Here is a 16,747-nt window from a genome sequence, read left to right as displayed (position 1 = left end):
TTAATATAGACAAGCGGGTCGAATCCATTAGCACATGTGTAGTTTATGGTACCAAATTTGCGTCATTTTGACCAAATGTAACAAATTGTCACGTACTGGCTTGCCTTGTTGCGGCCCTGTGGTTGTAAGGATAGAATCGCGACCGGCACGTGATGGTTGCCAAAATTTCATAAAAATACCAGTTCCCGTTGCTTGCTGAGAGGCGTTGCCAGCGGATCGGGCCTTCCACGGAATTTCTTTCGGTATGGAAAGTTTTCAGATAACGATCAGTGACTGGGCGGCGTTTTCCTCATCGCGAATGAAGCGTGAAGAGTGGCTGGCGTGGGCCGGTGGCGACGCCGATGGTAATCCGGAAGCGAGCCACAAGCCGGACCTTCCCTGGGTTAACGCCATGTTGCGCCGTCGCCTTAGCCCGATGGGGAAGGCGGCTTTATGGGCCGCCGGGCAGTTGCTGGGCGAGCAGCGCCCCGAGCCGATGGCCACAGTGTTTGCCTCCCGGCACGGGGAAGTAGGGCGTACCATCAAGCTGCTGCGTGACCTGGCAGTGCAAGCGCCGCTGTCGCCAGCATCGTTCAGCCTGTCGGTCCACAACGCCATTGGCGGCATTCACTCCATCGCCAACAAGGTGTTTTCTCCGGTGACGGCGATCTCGGCAGGGCCCGACACTCTCTGCGCGGCGTTACTGGAAGCCTATATCCAGTTGCGGAGCAGTCCGGAAAAGGGTGGTGAGGTTTTGTGTGTTTTCTATGACGATCCGCTGCCATCCCCGCTGGACGGTTTTGATCAGGCGCCCGGCGACGTTCAGGCGCTTGCGGTTCGCGTAGGGCTGGCAGATATGGGCACCGGTATTCCGCTGGAATTTTCGTTGGCACAGCTGCCTGAAGGTGCCGGCCAGACTGAACCGGAGGCTTGCGCTTATGGCGATCGGTTTCTGCGGTTTTTGCTGCGGGATGACTGTGTGGCTCTGGATCTGATCGCGGATCGACGTTTCTGGCAATGGCGAAAATGCGATCTAGTGTCGTCATTAAAGTGCTGAATCGTTTGTGGCGGCAGCTGGCCACCGGCTTCTCCTTTCTGATCTTTGGCGTGGGTGGCCTGGTGCTCACCCTGATTGTTATGCCGGCGTCGCTGTTAATTGTGGATGGGCCCCGCAGGGAACGCTTGGTAAAGTATCTCATTCACCGATGTTTCCGGTTGTTCACGGGTATGATGGCAAAATTGGGGGTGCTCACTGTCGAATTCCATCATCTGGAGCGGCTCGACCGCCCTGGACAATTAGTGATAGCAAATCACCCCACGCTGATTGATGTGGTGTTCCTGATTTCATTTATGCCTAGGGCCGACTGTGTGGTCAAAAGCAGTCTGCTGCGAAATCCATTTACTCGCGGACCGGTGAAAGCCGCCCGTTATATCGCGAACGATGATCCAGATGCGGTAATCAAGGCAGCTGGGGAGTCCTTTGCCCGAGGCAACAGCCTGATTGTGTTTCCGGAAGGCACGCGCACCACGCCCAGCCAGAAAATCGAGTTGCAAAGAGGGGCTGCCAATATTGCGATAAGAACTGGGCAGAATCTCCGGCCAGTGACCATAGAGTGCGCGCCACTGACCCTGACCAAGAACACCCCGTGGTACCGGGTGCCAGAACGCCGGTTTCATATGAAGTTTCAGGTAGGCGATGAGCTGGATATTTCACCTTTTCTAAAGGGGAAACCCTCCGTGATGTCGCGGCAATTGACCGTCACCATTAAAGATTATTTTACCAGGGAGACTGCTCACCATGAATGAGCTGAAAATTGAGCTTAAAAAGCTCGTTATTGATGCACTGGAGCTGGAAGACATCACGGTTGATGATATTGACTCTTCGGAGCCACTGTTTTTAGACGGTCTGGGCCTGGATTCTATCGATGCGCTGGAGCTGGGTTTGGCCCTGCAAAAACGTTACAATATCAAGCTCGCAGCGGACTCTGAGAAAACCCGCAAGCATTTCGCCAGCATCAACAATCTGGCAGAACTGGTCGCCAGCCATGAAAGCGCCCGAGGGGAAATCTGAGGATGACAGAAGTAGCTAAAAGTCAGGCAGAGATTTTCGATCACATTGCTGGGGTGTTGGTTGACCTGTTTGAACTGGAACGAGAAGACATCACACCCGAGTCGAATTTGTATGAAGACCTGGATATCGACAGCATTGATGCCATCGATCTGGTCGTCGAGCTCAAGCAGTGGACGGGCAAAAAAATCCAGCCCGAGGCTTTTAAAGCAGTCCGCACGGTGCAGGATGTGGTGAACGCCGTCGATCAACTGCTGCAGAAGTGAGATAAATCCGAATCTATGGAATGGCCGTCACGGATTGGTATTGGCCTGCTGTCGGTAGGATATCCGGTAGCAGTCTACTTCACGCTGCAGCATAGCGGTACGGGGGCAACGATATGGCTGTTGTTGCCCATCGGGCTCCTGCACGGGTATCGCGCGATCAGGGGGCGGCATAGTGGTTGGTGGTGGTTGCTCGGCTGTGTGCTGCTAACCGCTTGGTCTTGGGGGCAGCAGTCTGCCATCGGTGTTAAGTTCTACCCGGTACTGGTTAGTGTCGGTCTGCTAAGCGTCTTCGTCTGGAGCCTGCTGTTTCCTCCCACCGTCATTGAGCAGCTTGCCCGGCTCAAGGAGCCTGACTTGCCACCTTCGGGTGTTGCTTACACGCGCAAGGTCACGAAAATCTGGTGTGGTTTTTTTGTGGTCAATGGCGTAATCGCCACCGGCACGGTCTATCACGGAGACGGTATCTGGACTCTTTATAACGGCTTTATAAGTTACCTGTTGATGGGCTCTCTGTTCGCTGGCGAATGGCTTTTCCGTCAGTATTACCGGAGTCAACACGATGACTGAATCAACATCCCTGATTCATGTTCTCAGTACCCCTGGTGAACCGCATGCGGTCGTTGCTCTGCGGGATAATACCGTGGTGACCAGGCAGGCCTTTGCGTGTCGAGTAGCTGCTTGGCAGAGGGTCGCCGAGCAGCAGGCAACAGAGATTGTTGCTGTGTTTGTAGAAGACGCCTGCGAGTTTGCCGCTGCACTGTTCGGGCTTTGGTATGCTGGTAAAACGGCGCTGCTAGTAGGAGATCGATTGCCGGCAACCATGATGCAACTGCAAGAGCGAGTTGGCGCTCTTGCCGGTGACTTTGATGACGACGTCGGTCTTCCGCTCATCCGGGTTCCTGCTGTGGACCCTGCGGGAATCGCTCCGACATTTCCACCGTTGGATTCTGCTCACCTGGCTGTGATTGTGCTCACGTCGGGCACTACCGGCGCGCCGAAGGCGGTGTCCACAAGTCTGGCCCAACTAGGTAATGAAGTGCTCATGCACGAAAGCCGCTGGGGTGCATTGGTTGGCCGGTCCACGGTTATCGGCACGGTCAGTCATCAACATATTTACGGCTTGTTGTGGCGGGTGCTGTGGCCGCTTATTGGTCGTCGCCCCTTCGTGGCTGAAATTTGCCATTATGCAGAAGAAGTTCTGGCCCGTGCGGAGCAAGTGCCATCCGCAGTACTGGTCACAACACCGACCCATCTTGCGCGCTGGCCACATCAGCTCGGCGAAACCGCTGCGGGCAATTGGACTCTAGTTGTCTCATCTACAGCACCGTTGGCGCGTGAACACAGCGCCTTTGGCAGTGACTATTTTGGTGTGCTGGTGACGGAAATCTTCGGCAGCTCTGAAACGGGCGGCATTGCCTGGCGCCAGCAGATGAAAGATGAGGTATGGACGACCCTGGATGGTGTCAAAGTGTCCACTCAGCCAGAAACCGGGGCCTTGTTGTTGCAATCGCCCTTACTGGGTAGCGATGACTGGGTTATGACGGGCGACCAAGCCGAGGTTTACGGTCCTCATCGATTCTGCCTGCTTGGCCGGCTGGACCGGATTGCCAAGATTGAAGGCAAGCGGGTTTCCCTGACGAGCATGGAGTCCCGGCTGGCTGAGCATCCGCATGTTGAAGAAGTGCGGGTGGTAGCACTCAGCGGCCAGCGCACTGAGACCGCGGTAGTGGCGGTATTGAGTGAGGCCGGTCGGCAATGGTTTCAAGTCGAAGGCAAGCGTGCCGTCACCAAAAATCTGCGCCAATGGCTTGCCGGCCATTTCGAAACCCCGGTATTGCCGCGTCGTTGGCGACTGGTAGACGCACTACCCCGCAATGCTCAGGGTAAGGTTCCACAACAACATCTGACGGCACTTTTCGAGGATGCTGAGCAAAAGCGTTTCGATTCTGATGATTGCGTCAGCAATCGCTGGCCAATTGTGTTGAAGCGCGAGTTATTAGACGCCAACACGGCATTACTACGCCTTGGCCTATCACCTGAGTTGGTATACTTTCGCGGGCATTTTGATGAAATTCCGGTACTACCTGGCGTGGTGCAGGTTCATTGGGTTGAGCATTACGCCCGAGCGATGTTTGGTGAGCGATTGGCAAATAGACATGCGTTCTCCCGGATGGAGGTGGTGAAATTTCAGGAACTGATTCGACCGGGCCGGGAAGTTTCTATGGAAATCTCCCTGCAACCCGAACACAGCCGAATCGTGTTCCGTCTCTATGACGGCGATATCGCGTTTTCCTCCGGACGGATGGTGTTTGATGCGTCGCAGGAGCCCGCTTGATGTCTGATTTGTGCGCCGTTGTTCCGGTGTATAACCAGCCGGGCACTATTGCCCAGACTGTTCGCGACGTTCGCCAATTGGGCCTTCCGGTAATACTGGTAGACGATGGTAGCGAACCTGACTGCGCCGAAATAATGAAGACGCTGGCCGAAGCAGACCCGCAGGTCTACCTGAAGCGGTTGCCGGAAAATTGCGGCAAGGGAGCGGCGGTCAAAGCCGGATTGTTGTGGGCTGAAGTACTCGGATTCTGTCATGCCCTTCAGATTGATGCCGATGGCCAGCATAACCCGGCGGAGATTCCATGGCTGATATCCTTATCTGGAAAACATCCTGACGCGCTTATTTCTGGTATGCCTGAATACGACGACAGCGTGCCTCTTTTGCGTTACTACGCCCGCTACCTGACCCATGTATGGGTGTGGATCAACACCCTGTCGTTGGAAATTCGCGATTCCATGTGTGGTTTTCGTGTGTACCCGGTCAAGCGGGTATGCCAGTTGATACGCAGCCAGTACCTTGGCAACCGCATGGATTACGATACCGAAGTGCTGGTCAAATGGTTCTGGCAAGGTGGCCGAGTTGTGCAGACGAAGACCCAGGTGCGCTACCCTCAGGATGGTATTTCTCACTTCCGGGGTTTTGAGGATAATTGGCTGATTACTAAAATGCATACCCGGCTGTTTTTCGGAATGCTTTGGCGCTTGCCGCGATTGCTCTTGCGCCGTGGCCCTGCAAGGAGAGCGCCATAGTGAAAGATAAGCACTGGTCCAACATTGCAGAGGCTGGCGCGGTCAGTGGAATTCGCTTTTTATTTGCGGTTTATCAATTGCTCGGGCGCCTGCCGTTTCGGGTGTGTCTGTACCCGGTCATTCTGTACTATTTCCTGTTCCGAAAGTCGGCTCGAGAGGCATCGCTAGAGTATCTGTGGCATATGCGGGGGCAAGGCCGCCTGCAATCTCGCCAGTCATTACTACTCCAAAGTTATCGTCATTTCATGAACTTTGGCGAAAGCATGCTTGATAAACTGGCGGTCTGGCAGGGTGATATCACACTTGATGCGCTCGAATTCCATAACCATGAGGTGTTCGACAATCTGGTGCAACAAGGCAAGGGCTGTGTGATGGTGGGCTCCCATCTGGGCAATCTGGAAATTTGCCGGGCGCTTGCGAAGCGCAACACCAATGTAACGTTCAATGTGCTGATGCACACCGCTCATGCCATACGTTTCAACGAAATGCTGACCCGTGCCAACAGCGAGGCGCATGTGAACGTTATTCAGGTTTCCAGTATCAGCCCGGCCACGGCCATCGTTTTGCAGCAGAAAATCGAGGCGGGGGAGTTTTTAGTAGTTGCCGGTGATCGCTCGCCGGCGTCTGGCCAGGGCAATGTCAGTGAGGTGTCTTTTTTGGGAGAACTGTGTCACATGCCCCAGGGTCCGTTTATTCTGGCGGCCATTCTTCGGTGCCCGGTACTGACGATTTTCTGCCTGCGCCGGGAAGGTGAAGGCAAACCCTTTTATGACCTGTACCTGGACTATTTTGCAGATCGTATCGTTCTTCCGAGACGTGAACGAGAGATGGCGTTGCAGCAAACCTTGCAGCGTTGGGCTGATTTACTGGCCGATTACTGCGAAAAAGCACCGTTGCAATGGTTCAATTTTTATTCGTTCTGGTACCGCCAGAGTACCAATTCCCACAGTGAGAAAAGCGCTGACCAATGATCACTTTCGACGAAAAACCGATAACCATTGAAGACATTACCGCCATTGCCCGCGGTGAAAAAGGCGTCATGCTCAGCCAAGACTCGGCGTTCGTGGCTGGCATCCGCAAGGGTAGTGCCTTTCTGGAACAGTTGCTGAAAGAAGATGGTGCGATTTACGGCGTAACCACCGGATACGGTGATTCCTGCACCACCATGATTCCCGATGATTTGGTGGCGGAACTGCCTCATCATCTGTTTACCTTTCACGGTTGCGGGCTGGGTGAAATGCTTAGTCCGGTTCAGGCCAGAGCCACGGTGGCTACCAGGCTGAATTCGCTGACCTTCGGCTATTCCGGCGTGACTTTTGAACTGCTGGAACAGCTGGTGCTGTTGTTACAGAAAGATATAGTACCGGTTATTCCTTCAGAAGGGTCGGTCGGTGCCAGTGGTGATCTAACGCCGTTGTCTTACGTTGCGGCGGTGCTGTGTGGTGAGCGCGATGTGTACTGGCAAGGCGAGCGCCGGGCAACTGCGGATGTTTTTGCTGAGCAAGGCATTACGCCACTGCGCCTTAGACCTAAGGAAGGCCTGGCGATCATGAACGGTACCGCAGTGATGACCGGGCTTGCTTGCCTGGCTTTCGAACGGGCGGAATATCTGTCGCGACTGGCCACCCGTATTACCGCCATGGCCTCGCTGGTGTTGGATGGCAATGCTCATCACTACGACGAAGTGCTGTTTTCCGTCAAACCTCACGTCGGTCAGCAGCGAATTGCCGCCAGACTGCGCGAGGATCTGCACGCCGGCGAACTGCCACGTAACCCTAACCGACTGCAGGATCGTTACTCGTTGCGTTGTGCGCCACATGTTATCGGGGTACTTGAAGACTCTCTGCCCTGGCTGCGCCAGTTCATCGAGAACGAACTTAATAGCGCCAACGACAATCCGATCATCGACGCCGAAGGTGAACACGTTCTCCACGGGGGTCATTTCTACGGTGGTCATATCGCAGCGGCCATGGATTCACTGAAAACCGCGGTGGCCAATATTGCCGACTTGCTGGATCGGCAAATGGCACAGATGATGGATGTGAAGTTCAATCATGGTCTGCCGGCCAACCTGTCCGGTGCTACCGGCCAGCGAGCGGCTATCAACCATGGCCTTAAGGCTGTCCAGATTGGTGCTTCGGCGTGGACGGCGGAAGCACTGAAACTGACCATGCCGGCCAGCGTATTTTCCCGTTCTACCGAATGCCATAACCAGGACAAAGTCAGCATGGGGACTATTGCAGCCCGCGATTGTCTGCGGATATTGCAGCTGACCGAGCAGGTGACCGCCGCCGCACTTTTTTCGGTGTGTCAGGGGCTGGAGCTGCGTATTGGAAAGGGTGATCTGTCATGGGACGGAATCGGTGGCGAATTGCGGAATACTCTGGAGTCGGTACGTCAGACTAGTACGAAGCTGACTGAGGACCGGGCCCTGGATCAGGAGCTTCGTGCCCTTATCGCCCGAATCCAGAACCGGGAATGGCTGCTATATCCGGAAAATCGAGAGGAAAATCTCTGATGATTTATGCTGACGCACAGGTAAAAATTCCGTTTCATGACATCGATATTATGGAAATTGCTTGGCATGGCCATTACGTCAAATACTTCGAGATTGCCCGTTGTGAACTGTTGGATAAGCTGGATTATGACCACTTGCGCATGCGCGATTCGGGTTATGCCTGGCCTGTGATAGATATGCACCTGCGCTACGCCAAACCGGCCAGTTACAATCAAATTTTGAATGTGAGAGCGGTGCTGAAGGAGTGGGAGCACCGGCTAAAAATTGATTACATCATTACTGATGCCCAATCCGGCAAAAGATTGACCCGTGGCCACACGGTTCAGGTTGCAGTCAGGATGTCAGACGGTGAAATGTGTTTCGCATCGCCGCAGATCTTGCTCGACAAGGTGGCTCGTATTGAAGGGGGTGCTTCATGAAGTTGCGGTCATTGGTCGGGCAATTTGTGGTGATTCTCGCGTCTGTGATCTTTATAATGTCTGCTGTGTGGGCTTCCGAGCCTGATGCTGAGGACGCATCGGCTTTGGAAAATCGGCTTGGCGACCAAGCCAGTATCGCCTTTCTTGAAGGCAAATTTGAGCAACGCAAGTATATTGCGGATCTGGATACCACTCTGGACTCCAGCGGTCATTTCAGTTTTGTCCCCGATGAAGGACTGCGCTGGAGTATCCGTAAGCCGGTGTCTACCAACCTGAGAATTACCCCGAGCGAGATTGTGGAACGGCAGGATGGCGAAGAAGTCATGCGCATGAATGTAGACGAACAGCCCATGACCCGAGCAATCAGTGATGTCTTTTTCGCGATCTTCGGAGGCGATTGGGACGCGCTGGAGAAACGTTTCACCATCCGATCGATGCAGGAAGCATCGCCCTGGCGTTTAGAGTTGGAACCCAAAGATGAGCTGTTAAAGTCCTATCTGAACACCATCGAGTTGCAGGGCTCGGAATACTTGGAGGTTTTGATTCTGAGCGAGAGCAATGGCGATCGGACCCGTATCCAGCTGAATGATGTCAAAACCAGGTAACCCGTGATTGCTCGTTGTCGTTCCTATCGTTGGCCGGCGTTGCTGTGGGCGCTGGTATTGTTTCTGCTGATGATGCAGCTCTTGCCGCGCCTGTCTTCAAACACTTTCGATACTAGCATTCTGGCATTACTGCCCCAGGACCAACAGGAACCGTTGGTTGAGCGTGCCATGAACCGGATGAATAGCTTTGTGGCTAACCGGGTGTTGCTGCTGGTTGGTGGAGCGAATGCCGACAGGGATAAATTGCAAGTGCTGGCCGATCAAGTTGCCAGCAGCCTGTCAGACTCCGGGGCGTTTACTTCGGTAACGGTCCGGGCCAGGGTCAGCTGGTTGTCGCAAATGACAACCGTCTATGAACCTTACCGATACCAACTGCTGCCCAAAAATATTGCTGAAAAGCTGGCAAGCGGGCAAGGCCTGGCGTTGGTTTCCGGTGCAGCCCGAGAGCTGGTCAGCCCCATCGGTCGTCCGCGCTCGGCCTCTATCATAGATGACCCGCTCAATCTGCTGGGCATATGGTTGGAAAACCTTACCCCTACAGCCGGTTTTGCGGTGGATGAACAGGGTCTTTATGCCCGTGACGGTGATCGACACTACCGGGTTGTCACGGCGTCCTTTGCTGGCGATCCGTTCGCTCAAGCTACTCATAAGCCGTTGCTGGATGCGATTCAGGCCGCTGGGGAGCTGGTTCACGAAAATAAGGCTTCGAACGAATTTCTGCGTTCCGGGTTGGTTTTTCACGCCGCTGCAGGTGCCGAGCAGGCCAAGGGAGAGCTGTCTACTATTGGTGTTGGCTCCTTGGCTGCCATCGTTGTGTTATTGCTCTGGCAATTTCGCTCCCTCTATTATTTATGGTTGCCTGTGATCAGCATCGGGACAGGGTTGCTGGTGGCGCTGTCTGTCTCATTAATGATTTTCGGCCAGGTGCACCTGGTTACGCTGGCGTTTGGCGCCAGCCTGGTCGGCGTATCGGTGGATTATGCGTTTCATTACCTGTGCCATGTCCGTTACAGCCGCACCGAAGGTATCGTGCGCATTCTTCCAGGTATTACCCTGGGATTGGTTTCCAGCTGTCTGGCCTACGGTGCCCAGGCCCTCACGCCGTTTCCCGGTTTACAACAGATTGCGCTGTTTTCCGCCGCCGGCCTGATTGGTGCCTGGATAACCGTTGTACTCTGGTTTCCTTTGGCTCGCCCTTGGCTTCCGGTTAGTGAAACGGCAGGGCAGCTGGGGCAATGGCTGCAGGTGCTGGCCCGATTTCGTGCTCCGCTGGCAATGTTGTTAGTTGCACTGGTACTCGTTGCGCTGGCGGGCCTGCCGATCATACATTTTGACGACAGCCTTGGGGCGTTGCAGTCGTCTCCTGCTGCTTTGGTTGCCCAAGAGCAAAAGGTACAGCGGCTAAGCCAAAATCCTGGAAGCGCCCGCTTCCTGCTGGTCGAAGGTGAATCCGTTCAGCAGGTTCTGCAAAGAGAGGAGCGGGCCAGGGTAGCCTTGGATCGTCTGGTTTCCGATGGGCAGCTTCAGGCCTATCAGTCGGTTTCCGGGTTCGTGCCATCAATTCAGCAGCAACAGAAGAACCGGCAGCTTGTGCAATCCGGCGTTTATGAAACTGGGCTGCCGAAGCAGTTGTTCGAGTCGTTGGGCATGCCATCGCGGCTGGCAACCCGGAGCGAGCAGCAGTTTTCCAGTTACCATCCGGGTTGGCTGGTGCCAGATGACCTGCAAAAAACACCTGTCGCCGATCTGCTGACTGCCTTGTGGCTGGAGCCGGATCTGTTGGAGTCGCCGTCAGCATCGTTGATTACCATTGGCGGTGCGGCAAATGCCAGTGTGTATGACAAGCTGGCGGCGTTAGCAAGCGGGCTTGAGGGCGTTCGCTTTGTCGATCGTGTGGGCCGGACCTCCGCTTTACTCGGCGGTTACCGGGTAACCGTCAGTCTGTGGATGGCGCTCGCCTATAGCCTGGTGATGCTGGTGTTGATTATGCGCTATGGTCGGCACTGGTGGCGGGTGATTCTGCCGCCGGCTCTGGCAACCGTTATGACCCTGGGATTGCTGGCAGTATTCGGCCAGCCGCTGAACCTTTTCAATTTGCTGGCGGCACTGCTGATTCTGGGTATCGGACTGGATATCGGAATTTTTGTGCGCGAAAGTAACGGCGAGCTGCCTGCATGGGAGGCGGTTACCCTGTCTGCGATTACCTCGCTATTGGCGTTCGGTTTGCTTGCGCTGAGTGAAACACCTGTTCTACACCACTTTGGCATGACGGTACTGCCGGGAATCGGATTGGCGTGGCTGATCGCGTTTGTACTTCAGAGGAGAACACAGAGTTGAATACAAAGGATTTGGAAAGCGACATCATTATCATCGGTGCGGGCCCCTCGGGGGCTGTTGCGGCAGCGCTGTTACGCAAGCACGGATACCAGGTAACGATCCTGGAAAAACAGCACTTCCCCCGCTTTTCCATTGGTGAGAGCCTGCTGCCTCAGTGCATGGAGTTTCTAGAGGAAGCCGGTATGACAGAGGTCATTCAGGATGCCGACTTCCAGCACAAGAACGGTGCTGCTTTTCATTACAATGGTAAAAACACTTCCTTCAATTTTTGCGAAAAATTCTCCCCGGGCCGGGGAACCACCTTTCAGGTCCAGCGCGCACATTTTGATCACCTGCTGGCCCAAGAAGCAGAGAAAAAAGGCGCCGAAATTCGCTATGGTCATGAAATTACGGCGGTCGACTTCAGTGGTGAGCGTCCATGGCTAAGAGTGTGCACTGATGACGGCCAGGAGTATGAGGCTCGGGGCAAATACGTGCTGGATGCTAGTGGTTTTGGCCGTGTGTTGTCGCGCCTCCTGGACCTGGAGACGCCCTCCGAGTTTCCGGTAAGAATGTCGCTCTTCACTCACGTTGAAGACAAGATCGACCATCCCGGCCATGATCGCGACAAGATCCTCATCACTGTGCACCCGAAGTGGCGCGATGTCTGGTTTTGGCTTATTCCTTTTGCCAATGGTCGCTGCTCTGTGGGTGTGGTGGCAAAACCTGAGTTCATCGAAAGCAGGGATGGGGAACCGTTGGACGTGTTGCAGGAAATTGTCGGTGAAGATCCGAACCTTTCTGCCCTTTTGGCCAATGCTGAATGGGACATGCCAGTCAGGCCGATACAGGGTTATTCCTGCAACGTTAAACAGTTGTGGGGCACTAACTACGCACTGCTGGGCAATGCCGCCGAATTCCTTGATCCGGTGTTCTCCTCGGGGGTCACCATCGCGATGAAATCCGCCAGTCTGGCAGCACAGGCCCTGCATCGTCAGTTCAGCGGAGAAACCGTCGACTGGCAGGCGGATTATGCCGAGCCACTGATGAGCGGCGTTGATACCTTCCGCACTTACGTGGATGCCTGGTACGAAGGCGCTTTCCAGGACGTGGTTTTCGCAGAGAATCCCTCCGACCCGGTCAAACGAATGATTTCATCCATTCTGGCCGGTTATGCCTGGGATACCAAAAACCCGTATGTTAGCGAAAGTCGCCGCCGGCTAGCGACACTGGCCGAGTTGTGTCGTGCGTGAACGCAGATGGCTGGCGATAGCTGTGATCAGAGGCGTGTTACTGGCCTTGGCGATAATAACCCTGGCAGGCTGTAATATGCTGGGGGTTCGCCCCTTGCCCCCGGTGCCGCCGTTGTTGGAGCCGGGGAGCGGTGATATGGCCGTGCAGATGAACCAACGCATGACCCTAACCTTGGAAGATCGGCGCCACCACATGATGGTAGTGGTCAGCTTCACCCCCGAACAGACCAGGATGACCGGCTTCACCCTGACCGGTCAGCGCCTGCTGGATATTGTGCATGAAGATGGCAAGGTCAGCATCTGGCAAAGCGAGCAGGTGGACCGGGACATTCCCGCTCGTTGGCTGATGATCCAGTTACAGTTGGCCTATTGGCCAAAAGCGGCATTGCAAGAGGCTTATGGTTTGCCGTGGGTCTTTGTGCAGAAGGGTACACAGCGGGCGCTTTATCTTGAAGATGAATTGCTGGTAATGGTAAGCTGCGCCCCCGATTTTCATGCTCTCAAGGCAGGATCGAAACTGATAATAAACCAGCCACGGATGGGATTGGTGATGACTGTCGAAACCCTGAAAGTAAAGGATCTTGCGGCTCCGTCCGGGTCGGGTAATAGGCAAGAGACGGGGCAATGACTAGCCCCGTTTACCTACATAAACCGGGTGTCGTCTGTGCTCTTGGAGCCACAACAGACGAGGTGGTCGAAGCACTGATGGCCGCGCAGCCGACACATTTGACCGTCACCGAAGCTTATACGCCGGGTCGTGCCTTGCCGCTGGGCGTGATTTTGGTCGAACTGCCGATAATTAAAGGGCAGCATTCCAGCCGTAATAATCGTCTGCTGCTGCAAGCTGTAGAACAGGTGCAGCCTGAGCTGGACCGGGTTTTGCAAAATCATGCGCGCCATCGTATCGGCGTGGTTTTGGGCACTAGCACCTCCGGCATTGGCGATGCCGAGAACGCATTCTCTGAAGAGCGGCCCGAGGGTTTGCCGTCCTGGTATCACTACTCTATGCAAGAAATCGGCGCGCCGGCACAGTTTCTGGCTCGTCATCTTGGCCTATCAGGGCCGGCAACTACCATATCCACCGCCTGCTCTTCCAGTGCCAAGGCACTGGCCAGCGCCCGGCGATTGCTCAAAGCCGGCGTTTGTGACGCCGTTATCTGTGGCGGTGTGGACAGTCTTTGTCGGCTCACGGTCAACGGCTTCGACGCCTTGAACTCCGTCAGTGGAACGACCTGTAATCCTATGAGTCGCAACCGTGACGGTATCAACATCGGCGAAGCAGCGAGTATTTTCGTGATGTCTCATGAGCCCGGGCCGGTCATCCTGTCCGGGGTGGGCGAATGTTCCGATGCCCATCATATTTCGGCGCCACATCCGGAAGGGATCGGTGCCCGCAATGCCATCAAGACTGCGTTGGAAGACGCGGGACTGAAGCCTGAACAGATTGGCTATATCAACCTGCATGGTACCGCCACGCCCCAGAATGACAGCATGGAAAGCCTGGCAGTCAGCCAAATATTTGAAACGTCACCACCGTGCAGCTCCACCAAGCCGCTGACCGGCCACACTCTGGGCGCGGCCGGAGCATTGGAAGCGGCTTTCTGCTGGCTCACGCTGGTCGGTGATGGTCATTTACCGGTGCATTGGTGGGATGGTAAAAAAGATGAACAGTTGCCGGCTTTGGAGTTGGTGACGCCAGGCCAGACGCTTCCCGCGGCGCCCAAGCATGCGCTGAGCAACTCGTTTGCCTTTGGTGGCAATAACATCGCACTGGTGTTCAGTGCCGCGAACTGAGGTGCTGAGATCGTGACGACAACGAACCAAAGACCGCATTATAACGTGGACGAGTTGGTGCGCCATCGTGGCGGAATGAGCCTGCTGGACCAAGTGGTTGACTATGACAAAACCTGGCTGAAAGCCAGCTCTACACTGACAGAAGACAACCTGTTCATGAGTGGGGGCTGGATGCCGTCATGGGTTGGCATCGAGTACATGGCTCAGTCTGTTGCCGCCTTGGCCGGGACTCGCGCGATACGTCAGAACGAACCTGTAAAGGTGGGGTTTTTGGTTAGTACGCGCAAATATGAGGCGGAGCGGCCAGCATTTCCGGTGGGCAGTACTCTTACGGTTGTTGTCAGTGAAGTGGTAATGGGTGAAAACGGGCTCGGTGTCTTTGACTGCGAGCTGACATGCGAGCAGCCAGATGGTCAGAGTTTTACGGTCACCACCCGGCTAAATGTGTTTCAGCCGGTTGATTTAATGGACGTTTTTGGAGCATGTGTATGACACAAACAGTATTGGTCACCGGCTCCAGTCGAGGTATTGGCCGTGCGTGCGCGTTGCGACTGGCGCGGGACGGATATGATGTCGTTCTCCATTGTCGCAGGGAAGCTGGCCGGGCACAGGACGTTCAGCAGGAAATTGAAGCGATGGGGCAAAACGCCCGAATTCTTCAGTTTGATATTACTGACCGGGACCAAGTGTCCCGTGTTCTGTTGGACGATGTCGAAGAGCACGGTGCCTATTACGGTGTTGTCTGCAATGCCGGTGTTGCCCGTGATAACGCTTTCCCCGCCATTTCCGGTGAAGACTGGGATCTGGTGCTGCGCACAAATTTAGATGGTTTTTATAACGTGCTGAGCCCTCTGGTTATGCCCATGATTCGCCGGCGCAAGCCTGGCCGGATCATTACCCTGTCGTCCGTGTCCGGGATTAATGGCAATCGCGGGCAGGTTAATTACAGTGCGGCCAAGGCTGGGATCATCGGTGCGACCAAGGCGTTGGCAGTGGAGCTGGCGAAGCGCAAGATAACGGTGAACTGCGTCGCTCCGGGGCTGATTGAAACGGACATGATCGAAGGAGTTCCTGTCGAGGAAGCATTGAAAATGATCCCCTGCCAGCGTCTCGGCAAGCCGGAGGAAGTGGCGGCTACCATCAGCTTTCTAATGTCGGAGGATGCGGGTTATATCACCCGACAGGTTATTTCGGTCAACGGAGGTATCTGCTGATGAAGCGAGTTGTGATTACCGGAATGGCCGGAATTTCGCCGATCGGTAGCGATTGGCAAACGGTGTCCGACAATCTGGAAGCCGGGCGCAATGGTATCCGGACCATGACAGACTGGAAACGTTTTACCGGCCTGAATACCCTCCTGGGCGCGCCGGTGACTGATTTCAAAAAGCCGGCACATTATTCTCGCCGGGCAGTACGTGGTATGGGACGGGTGGCGCTGATGGCAACCCGGGCTTCCGAACTGGCACTGGATGATGCCGGCCTGCTGGACGACGAGAGTATCCGCGATGGCAGAATGGGTGTCGCCTACGGCTCATCTACAGGGTCCACAAATGCGGTTACAGAATTCGCCACTATGCTGATCGACGAAGTGGTAGATGGGATCACTGCTACGTCTTATGTCCGCATGATGTCTCATACGGCGCCGGTCAATATTGGGGTGTTTTTCGGGCTTAAAGGGCGGGTTATTACAACATCCAGTGCCTGCACATCTGGCAGCCAAGGCATTGGCTACGCCTACGAAGCCATTCGGTTCGGTCGCCAGACCATGATGCTGGCCGGAGGGGCTGAAGAGTTGTGCCCGACTGAAGCGGCGGTATTCGATACACTGTATGCCACAAGTACGGTTAACGATTCACCGCAGTCAACGCCAAGACCTTTTGATGCCGAGCGGGATGGCCTGGTGATCGGTGAAGGCGCCTGCACGCTGGTTCTCGAAGAGCTGGAGCATGCTCGGGCCCGTGGCGCCACTATATATGGTGAGATTGTCGGTTTTGGCACCAATTCCGATGGTACTCACATCACCCAGCCAACCCGCGAAACGATGCGCCAGGTGATGGAGCTCTCGCTGGAAGACGCTGACCTTGATGCCAGCGCGATTGGTTATGTGAGTGCCCATGGAACCGCCACCGACCGTGGTGATATTGCCGAGAGCCATGCCACCCATGACATTTTTGGAAACCGTGCACCTATCAGCGCCCTGAAGAGTTACACCGGGCACACTCTGGGCGCTTGTGGTGCTCTGGAGTCCTGGGTGGCACTGGAAATGATGAACCGCAACCGTTTTCACCACACCAACAATTTAAACAAGGTGGATCCGGAGTGTGCGGATCTCGATTACATTGTTAACGAGCCGCGTGAGATTAACTGCGAGTACGTGATGAGCAATAACTTTGCGTTCGGTGGCATCAATACATCGCTGATTTTCCGCCGGTGGCCGTAATGATG

18 protein-coding genes are annotated in these 16,747 nt (G+C 55.0%); all 18 read left to right on the top strand.

Annotated elements, in window-relative coordinates; translation table 11 throughout:
- The first annotated feature begins 244 nt into the window (after positions 1–244).
- Genes MIH18_RS04165 through MIH18_RS04080 form a run of 18 tightly spaced genes read left to right on the top strand, consistent with a single transcriptional unit; the run spans position 245 to position 16,742 of the window.
- Positions 245–1,036 carry a beta-ketoacyl synthase chain length factor gene (locus tag MIH18_RS04165; RefSeq protein WP_249014010.1) on the top strand — a complete coding sequence of 264 codons (792 nt, stop codon included), beginning with the start codon at positions 245–247 and terminating at the stop codon, positions 1,034–1,036.
- Positions 1,006–1,785 carry a lysophospholipid acyltransferase family protein gene (locus tag MIH18_RS04160; protein ID WP_249014009.1) on the top strand — a complete coding sequence of 260 codons (780 nt, stop codon included), beginning with the start codon at positions 1,006–1,008 and terminating at the stop codon, positions 1,783–1,785. The genes MIH18_RS04165 and MIH18_RS04160 overlap by 31 nt, the downstream gene beginning before the upstream one ends.
- Positions 1,778–2,050: a phosphopantetheine-binding protein gene (locus MIH18_RS04155; RefSeq protein WP_249014008.1), complete on the top strand. Its 273-nt coding sequence runs from the start codon at positions 1,778–1,780 to the stop codon at positions 2,048–2,050. Before MIH18_RS04160 ends, MIH18_RS04155 begins: the two co-directional genes overlap by 8 nt.
- 2 nt (positions 2,051–2,052) lie before the next feature.
- Positions 2,053–2,313 carry an acyl carrier protein gene (locus MIH18_RS04150; RefSeq protein WP_249014007.1) on the top strand — a complete coding sequence of 87 codons (261 nt, stop codon included), beginning with the start codon at positions 2,053–2,055 and terminating at the stop codon, positions 2,311–2,313.
- A gap of 15 nt (positions 2,314–2,328) precedes the next feature.
- Positions 2,329–2,880 carry a hypothetical protein gene (locus MIH18_RS04145; RefSeq protein ID WP_249014006.1) on the top strand — a complete coding sequence of 184 codons (552 nt, stop codon included), beginning with the start codon at positions 2,329–2,331 and terminating at the stop codon, positions 2,878–2,880.
- Positions 2,873–4,648, top strand: a complete 1,776-nt coding sequence (locus MIH18_RS04140) for an AMP-binding protein (protein ID WP_249014005.1) — start codon at positions 2,873–2,875, stop codon at positions 4,646–4,648. Before MIH18_RS04145 ends, MIH18_RS04140 begins: the two co-directional genes overlap by 8 nt.
- Positions 4,648–5,397: a glycosyltransferase family 2 protein gene (locus MIH18_RS04135; RefSeq protein ID WP_249014004.1), complete on the top strand. Its 750-nt coding sequence runs from the start codon at positions 4,648–4,650 to the stop codon at positions 5,395–5,397. Before MIH18_RS04140 ends, MIH18_RS04135 begins: the two co-directional genes overlap by 1 nt.
- Positions 5,397–6,368 (top strand): glycosyl transferase, encoded by a 972-nt coding sequence (locus MIH18_RS04130; protein ID WP_249014003.1) that lies wholly within the window; start codon positions 5,397–5,399, stop codon positions 6,366–6,368. The genes MIH18_RS04135 and MIH18_RS04130 overlap by 1 nt, the downstream gene beginning before the upstream one ends.
- Positions 6,365–7,915, top strand: coding sequence for an aromatic amino acid ammonia-lyase (locus MIH18_RS04125; protein ID WP_249014002.1), 1,551 nt, complete (start codon positions 6,365–6,367; stop codon positions 7,913–7,915). The genes MIH18_RS04130 and MIH18_RS04125 overlap by 4 nt, the downstream gene beginning before the upstream one ends.
- Positions 7,876–8,334, top strand: a complete 459-nt coding sequence (locus tag MIH18_RS04120; protein ID WP_349293796.1) for an acyl-CoA thioesterase — start codon at positions 7,876–7,878, stop codon at positions 8,332–8,334. The genes MIH18_RS04125 and MIH18_RS04120 overlap by 40 nt, the downstream gene beginning before the upstream one ends.
- Complete coding sequence (locus tag MIH18_RS04115) at positions 8,331–8,939, top strand: outer membrane lipoprotein carrier protein LolA (protein WP_249014001.1); 609 nt, start codon at positions 8,331–8,333, stop codon at positions 8,937–8,939. The genes MIH18_RS04120 and MIH18_RS04115 overlap by 4 nt, the downstream gene beginning before the upstream one ends.
- A gap of 3 nt (positions 8,940–8,942) precedes the next feature.
- Complete coding sequence (locus MIH18_RS04110; protein WP_249014000.1) at positions 8,943–11,276, top strand: MMPL family transporter; 2,334 nt, start codon at positions 8,943–8,945, stop codon at positions 11,274–11,276.
- Entirely contained in the window at positions 11,273–12,508 is a 1,236-nt protein-coding gene (locus MIH18_RS04105; protein ID WP_249013999.1) for an NAD(P)/FAD-dependent oxidoreductase, read from the top strand. Before MIH18_RS04110 ends, MIH18_RS04105 begins: the two co-directional genes overlap by 4 nt.
- Complete coding sequence (locus MIH18_RS04100; protein WP_249013998.1) at positions 12,501–13,136, top strand: DUF3261 domain-containing protein; 636 nt, start codon at positions 12,501–12,503, stop codon at positions 13,134–13,136. Before MIH18_RS04105 ends, MIH18_RS04100 begins: the two co-directional genes overlap by 8 nt.
- On the top strand, positions 13,133–14,302 hold the full coding sequence (locus MIH18_RS04095) for a beta-ketoacyl-ACP synthase (RefSeq protein ID WP_249013997.1): 1,170 nt from the start codon (positions 13,133–13,135) through the stop codon (positions 14,300–14,302). The genes MIH18_RS04100 and MIH18_RS04095 overlap by 4 nt, the downstream gene beginning before the upstream one ends.
- Before the next feature lie 12 nt (positions 14,303–14,314).
- Entirely contained in the window at positions 14,315–14,794 is a 480-nt protein-coding gene (locus MIH18_RS04090; protein ID WP_249013996.1) for a 3-hydroxylacyl-ACP dehydratase, read from the top strand.
- Positions 14,791–15,516, top strand: a complete 726-nt coding sequence (locus MIH18_RS04085; RefSeq protein WP_249013995.1) for a 3-ketoacyl-ACP reductase FabG2 — start codon at positions 14,791–14,793, stop codon at positions 15,514–15,516. Before MIH18_RS04090 ends, MIH18_RS04085 begins: the two co-directional genes overlap by 4 nt.
- Positions 15,516–16,742 (top strand): beta-ketoacyl-ACP synthase, encoded by a 1,227-nt coding sequence (locus tag MIH18_RS04080; RefSeq protein ID WP_249013994.1) that lies wholly within the window; start codon positions 15,516–15,518, stop codon positions 16,740–16,742. Before MIH18_RS04085 ends, MIH18_RS04080 begins: the two co-directional genes overlap by 1 nt.
- Positions 16,743–16,747 lie beyond the last annotated feature (5 nt).

The organism is Marinobacter sp. M3C (assembly GCF_023311895.1).
Taxonomy (GTDB): Bacteria; Pseudomonadota; Gammaproteobacteria; order Pseudomonadales; family Oleiphilaceae; genus Marinobacter.
The sequence above is the reverse complement of the archived record's forward strand: the minus strand, read 5'-3'. Positions and strand labels throughout refer to the sequence as shown.

Bases quoted from the DNA above. Each gene is read 5' to 3' on its own strand.
- MIH18_RS04165 (WP_249014010.1), top strand. From the start codon at position 245: ATGGAAAGTTTTCAGATAACGATCAGTGACTGGGCGGCGTTTTCCTCA.
- MIH18_RS04160 (WP_249014009.1), top strand. From the start codon at position 1,006: ATGCGATCTAGTGTCGTCATTAAAGTGCTGAATCGTTTGTGGCGGCAG.
- MIH18_RS04155 (WP_249014008.1), top strand. From the start codon at position 1,778: ATGAATGAGCTGAAAATTGAGCTTAAAAAGCTCGTTATTGATGCACTG.
- MIH18_RS04150 (WP_249014007.1), top strand. From the start codon at position 2,053: ATGACAGAAGTAGCTAAAAGTCAGGCAGAGATTTTCGATCACATTGCT.
- MIH18_RS04145 (WP_249014006.1), top strand. From the start codon at position 2,329: ATGGAATGGCCGTCACGGATTGGTATTGGCCTGCTGTCGGTAGGATAT.
- MIH18_RS04140 (WP_249014005.1), top strand. From the start codon at position 2,873: ATGACTGAATCAACATCCCTGATTCATGTTCTCAGTACCCCTGGTGAA.
- MIH18_RS04135 (WP_249014004.1), top strand. From the start codon at position 4,648: ATGTCTGATTTGTGCGCCGTTGTTCCGGTGTATAACCAGCCGGGCACT.
- MIH18_RS04125 (WP_249014002.1), top strand. From the start codon at position 6,365: ATGATCACTTTCGACGAAAAACCGATAACCATTGAAGACATTACCGCC.
- MIH18_RS04120 (WP_349293796.1), top strand. From the start codon at position 7,876: ATGGCTGCTATATCCGGAAAATCGAGAGGAAAATCTCTGATGATTTAT.
- MIH18_RS04115 (WP_249014001.1), top strand. From the start codon at position 8,331: ATGAAGTTGCGGTCATTGGTCGGGCAATTTGTGGTGATTCTCGCGTCT.
- MIH18_RS04095 (WP_249013997.1), top strand. From the start codon at position 13,133: ATGACTAGCCCCGTTTACCTACATAAACCGGGTGTCGTCTGTGCTCTT.
- MIH18_RS04085 (WP_249013995.1), top strand. From the start codon at position 14,791: ATGACACAAACAGTATTGGTCACCGGCTCCAGTCGAGGTATTGGCCGT.
- MIH18_RS04080 (WP_249013994.1), top strand. From the start codon at position 15,516: ATGAAGCGAGTTGTGATTACCGGAATGGCCGGAATTTCGCCGATCGGT.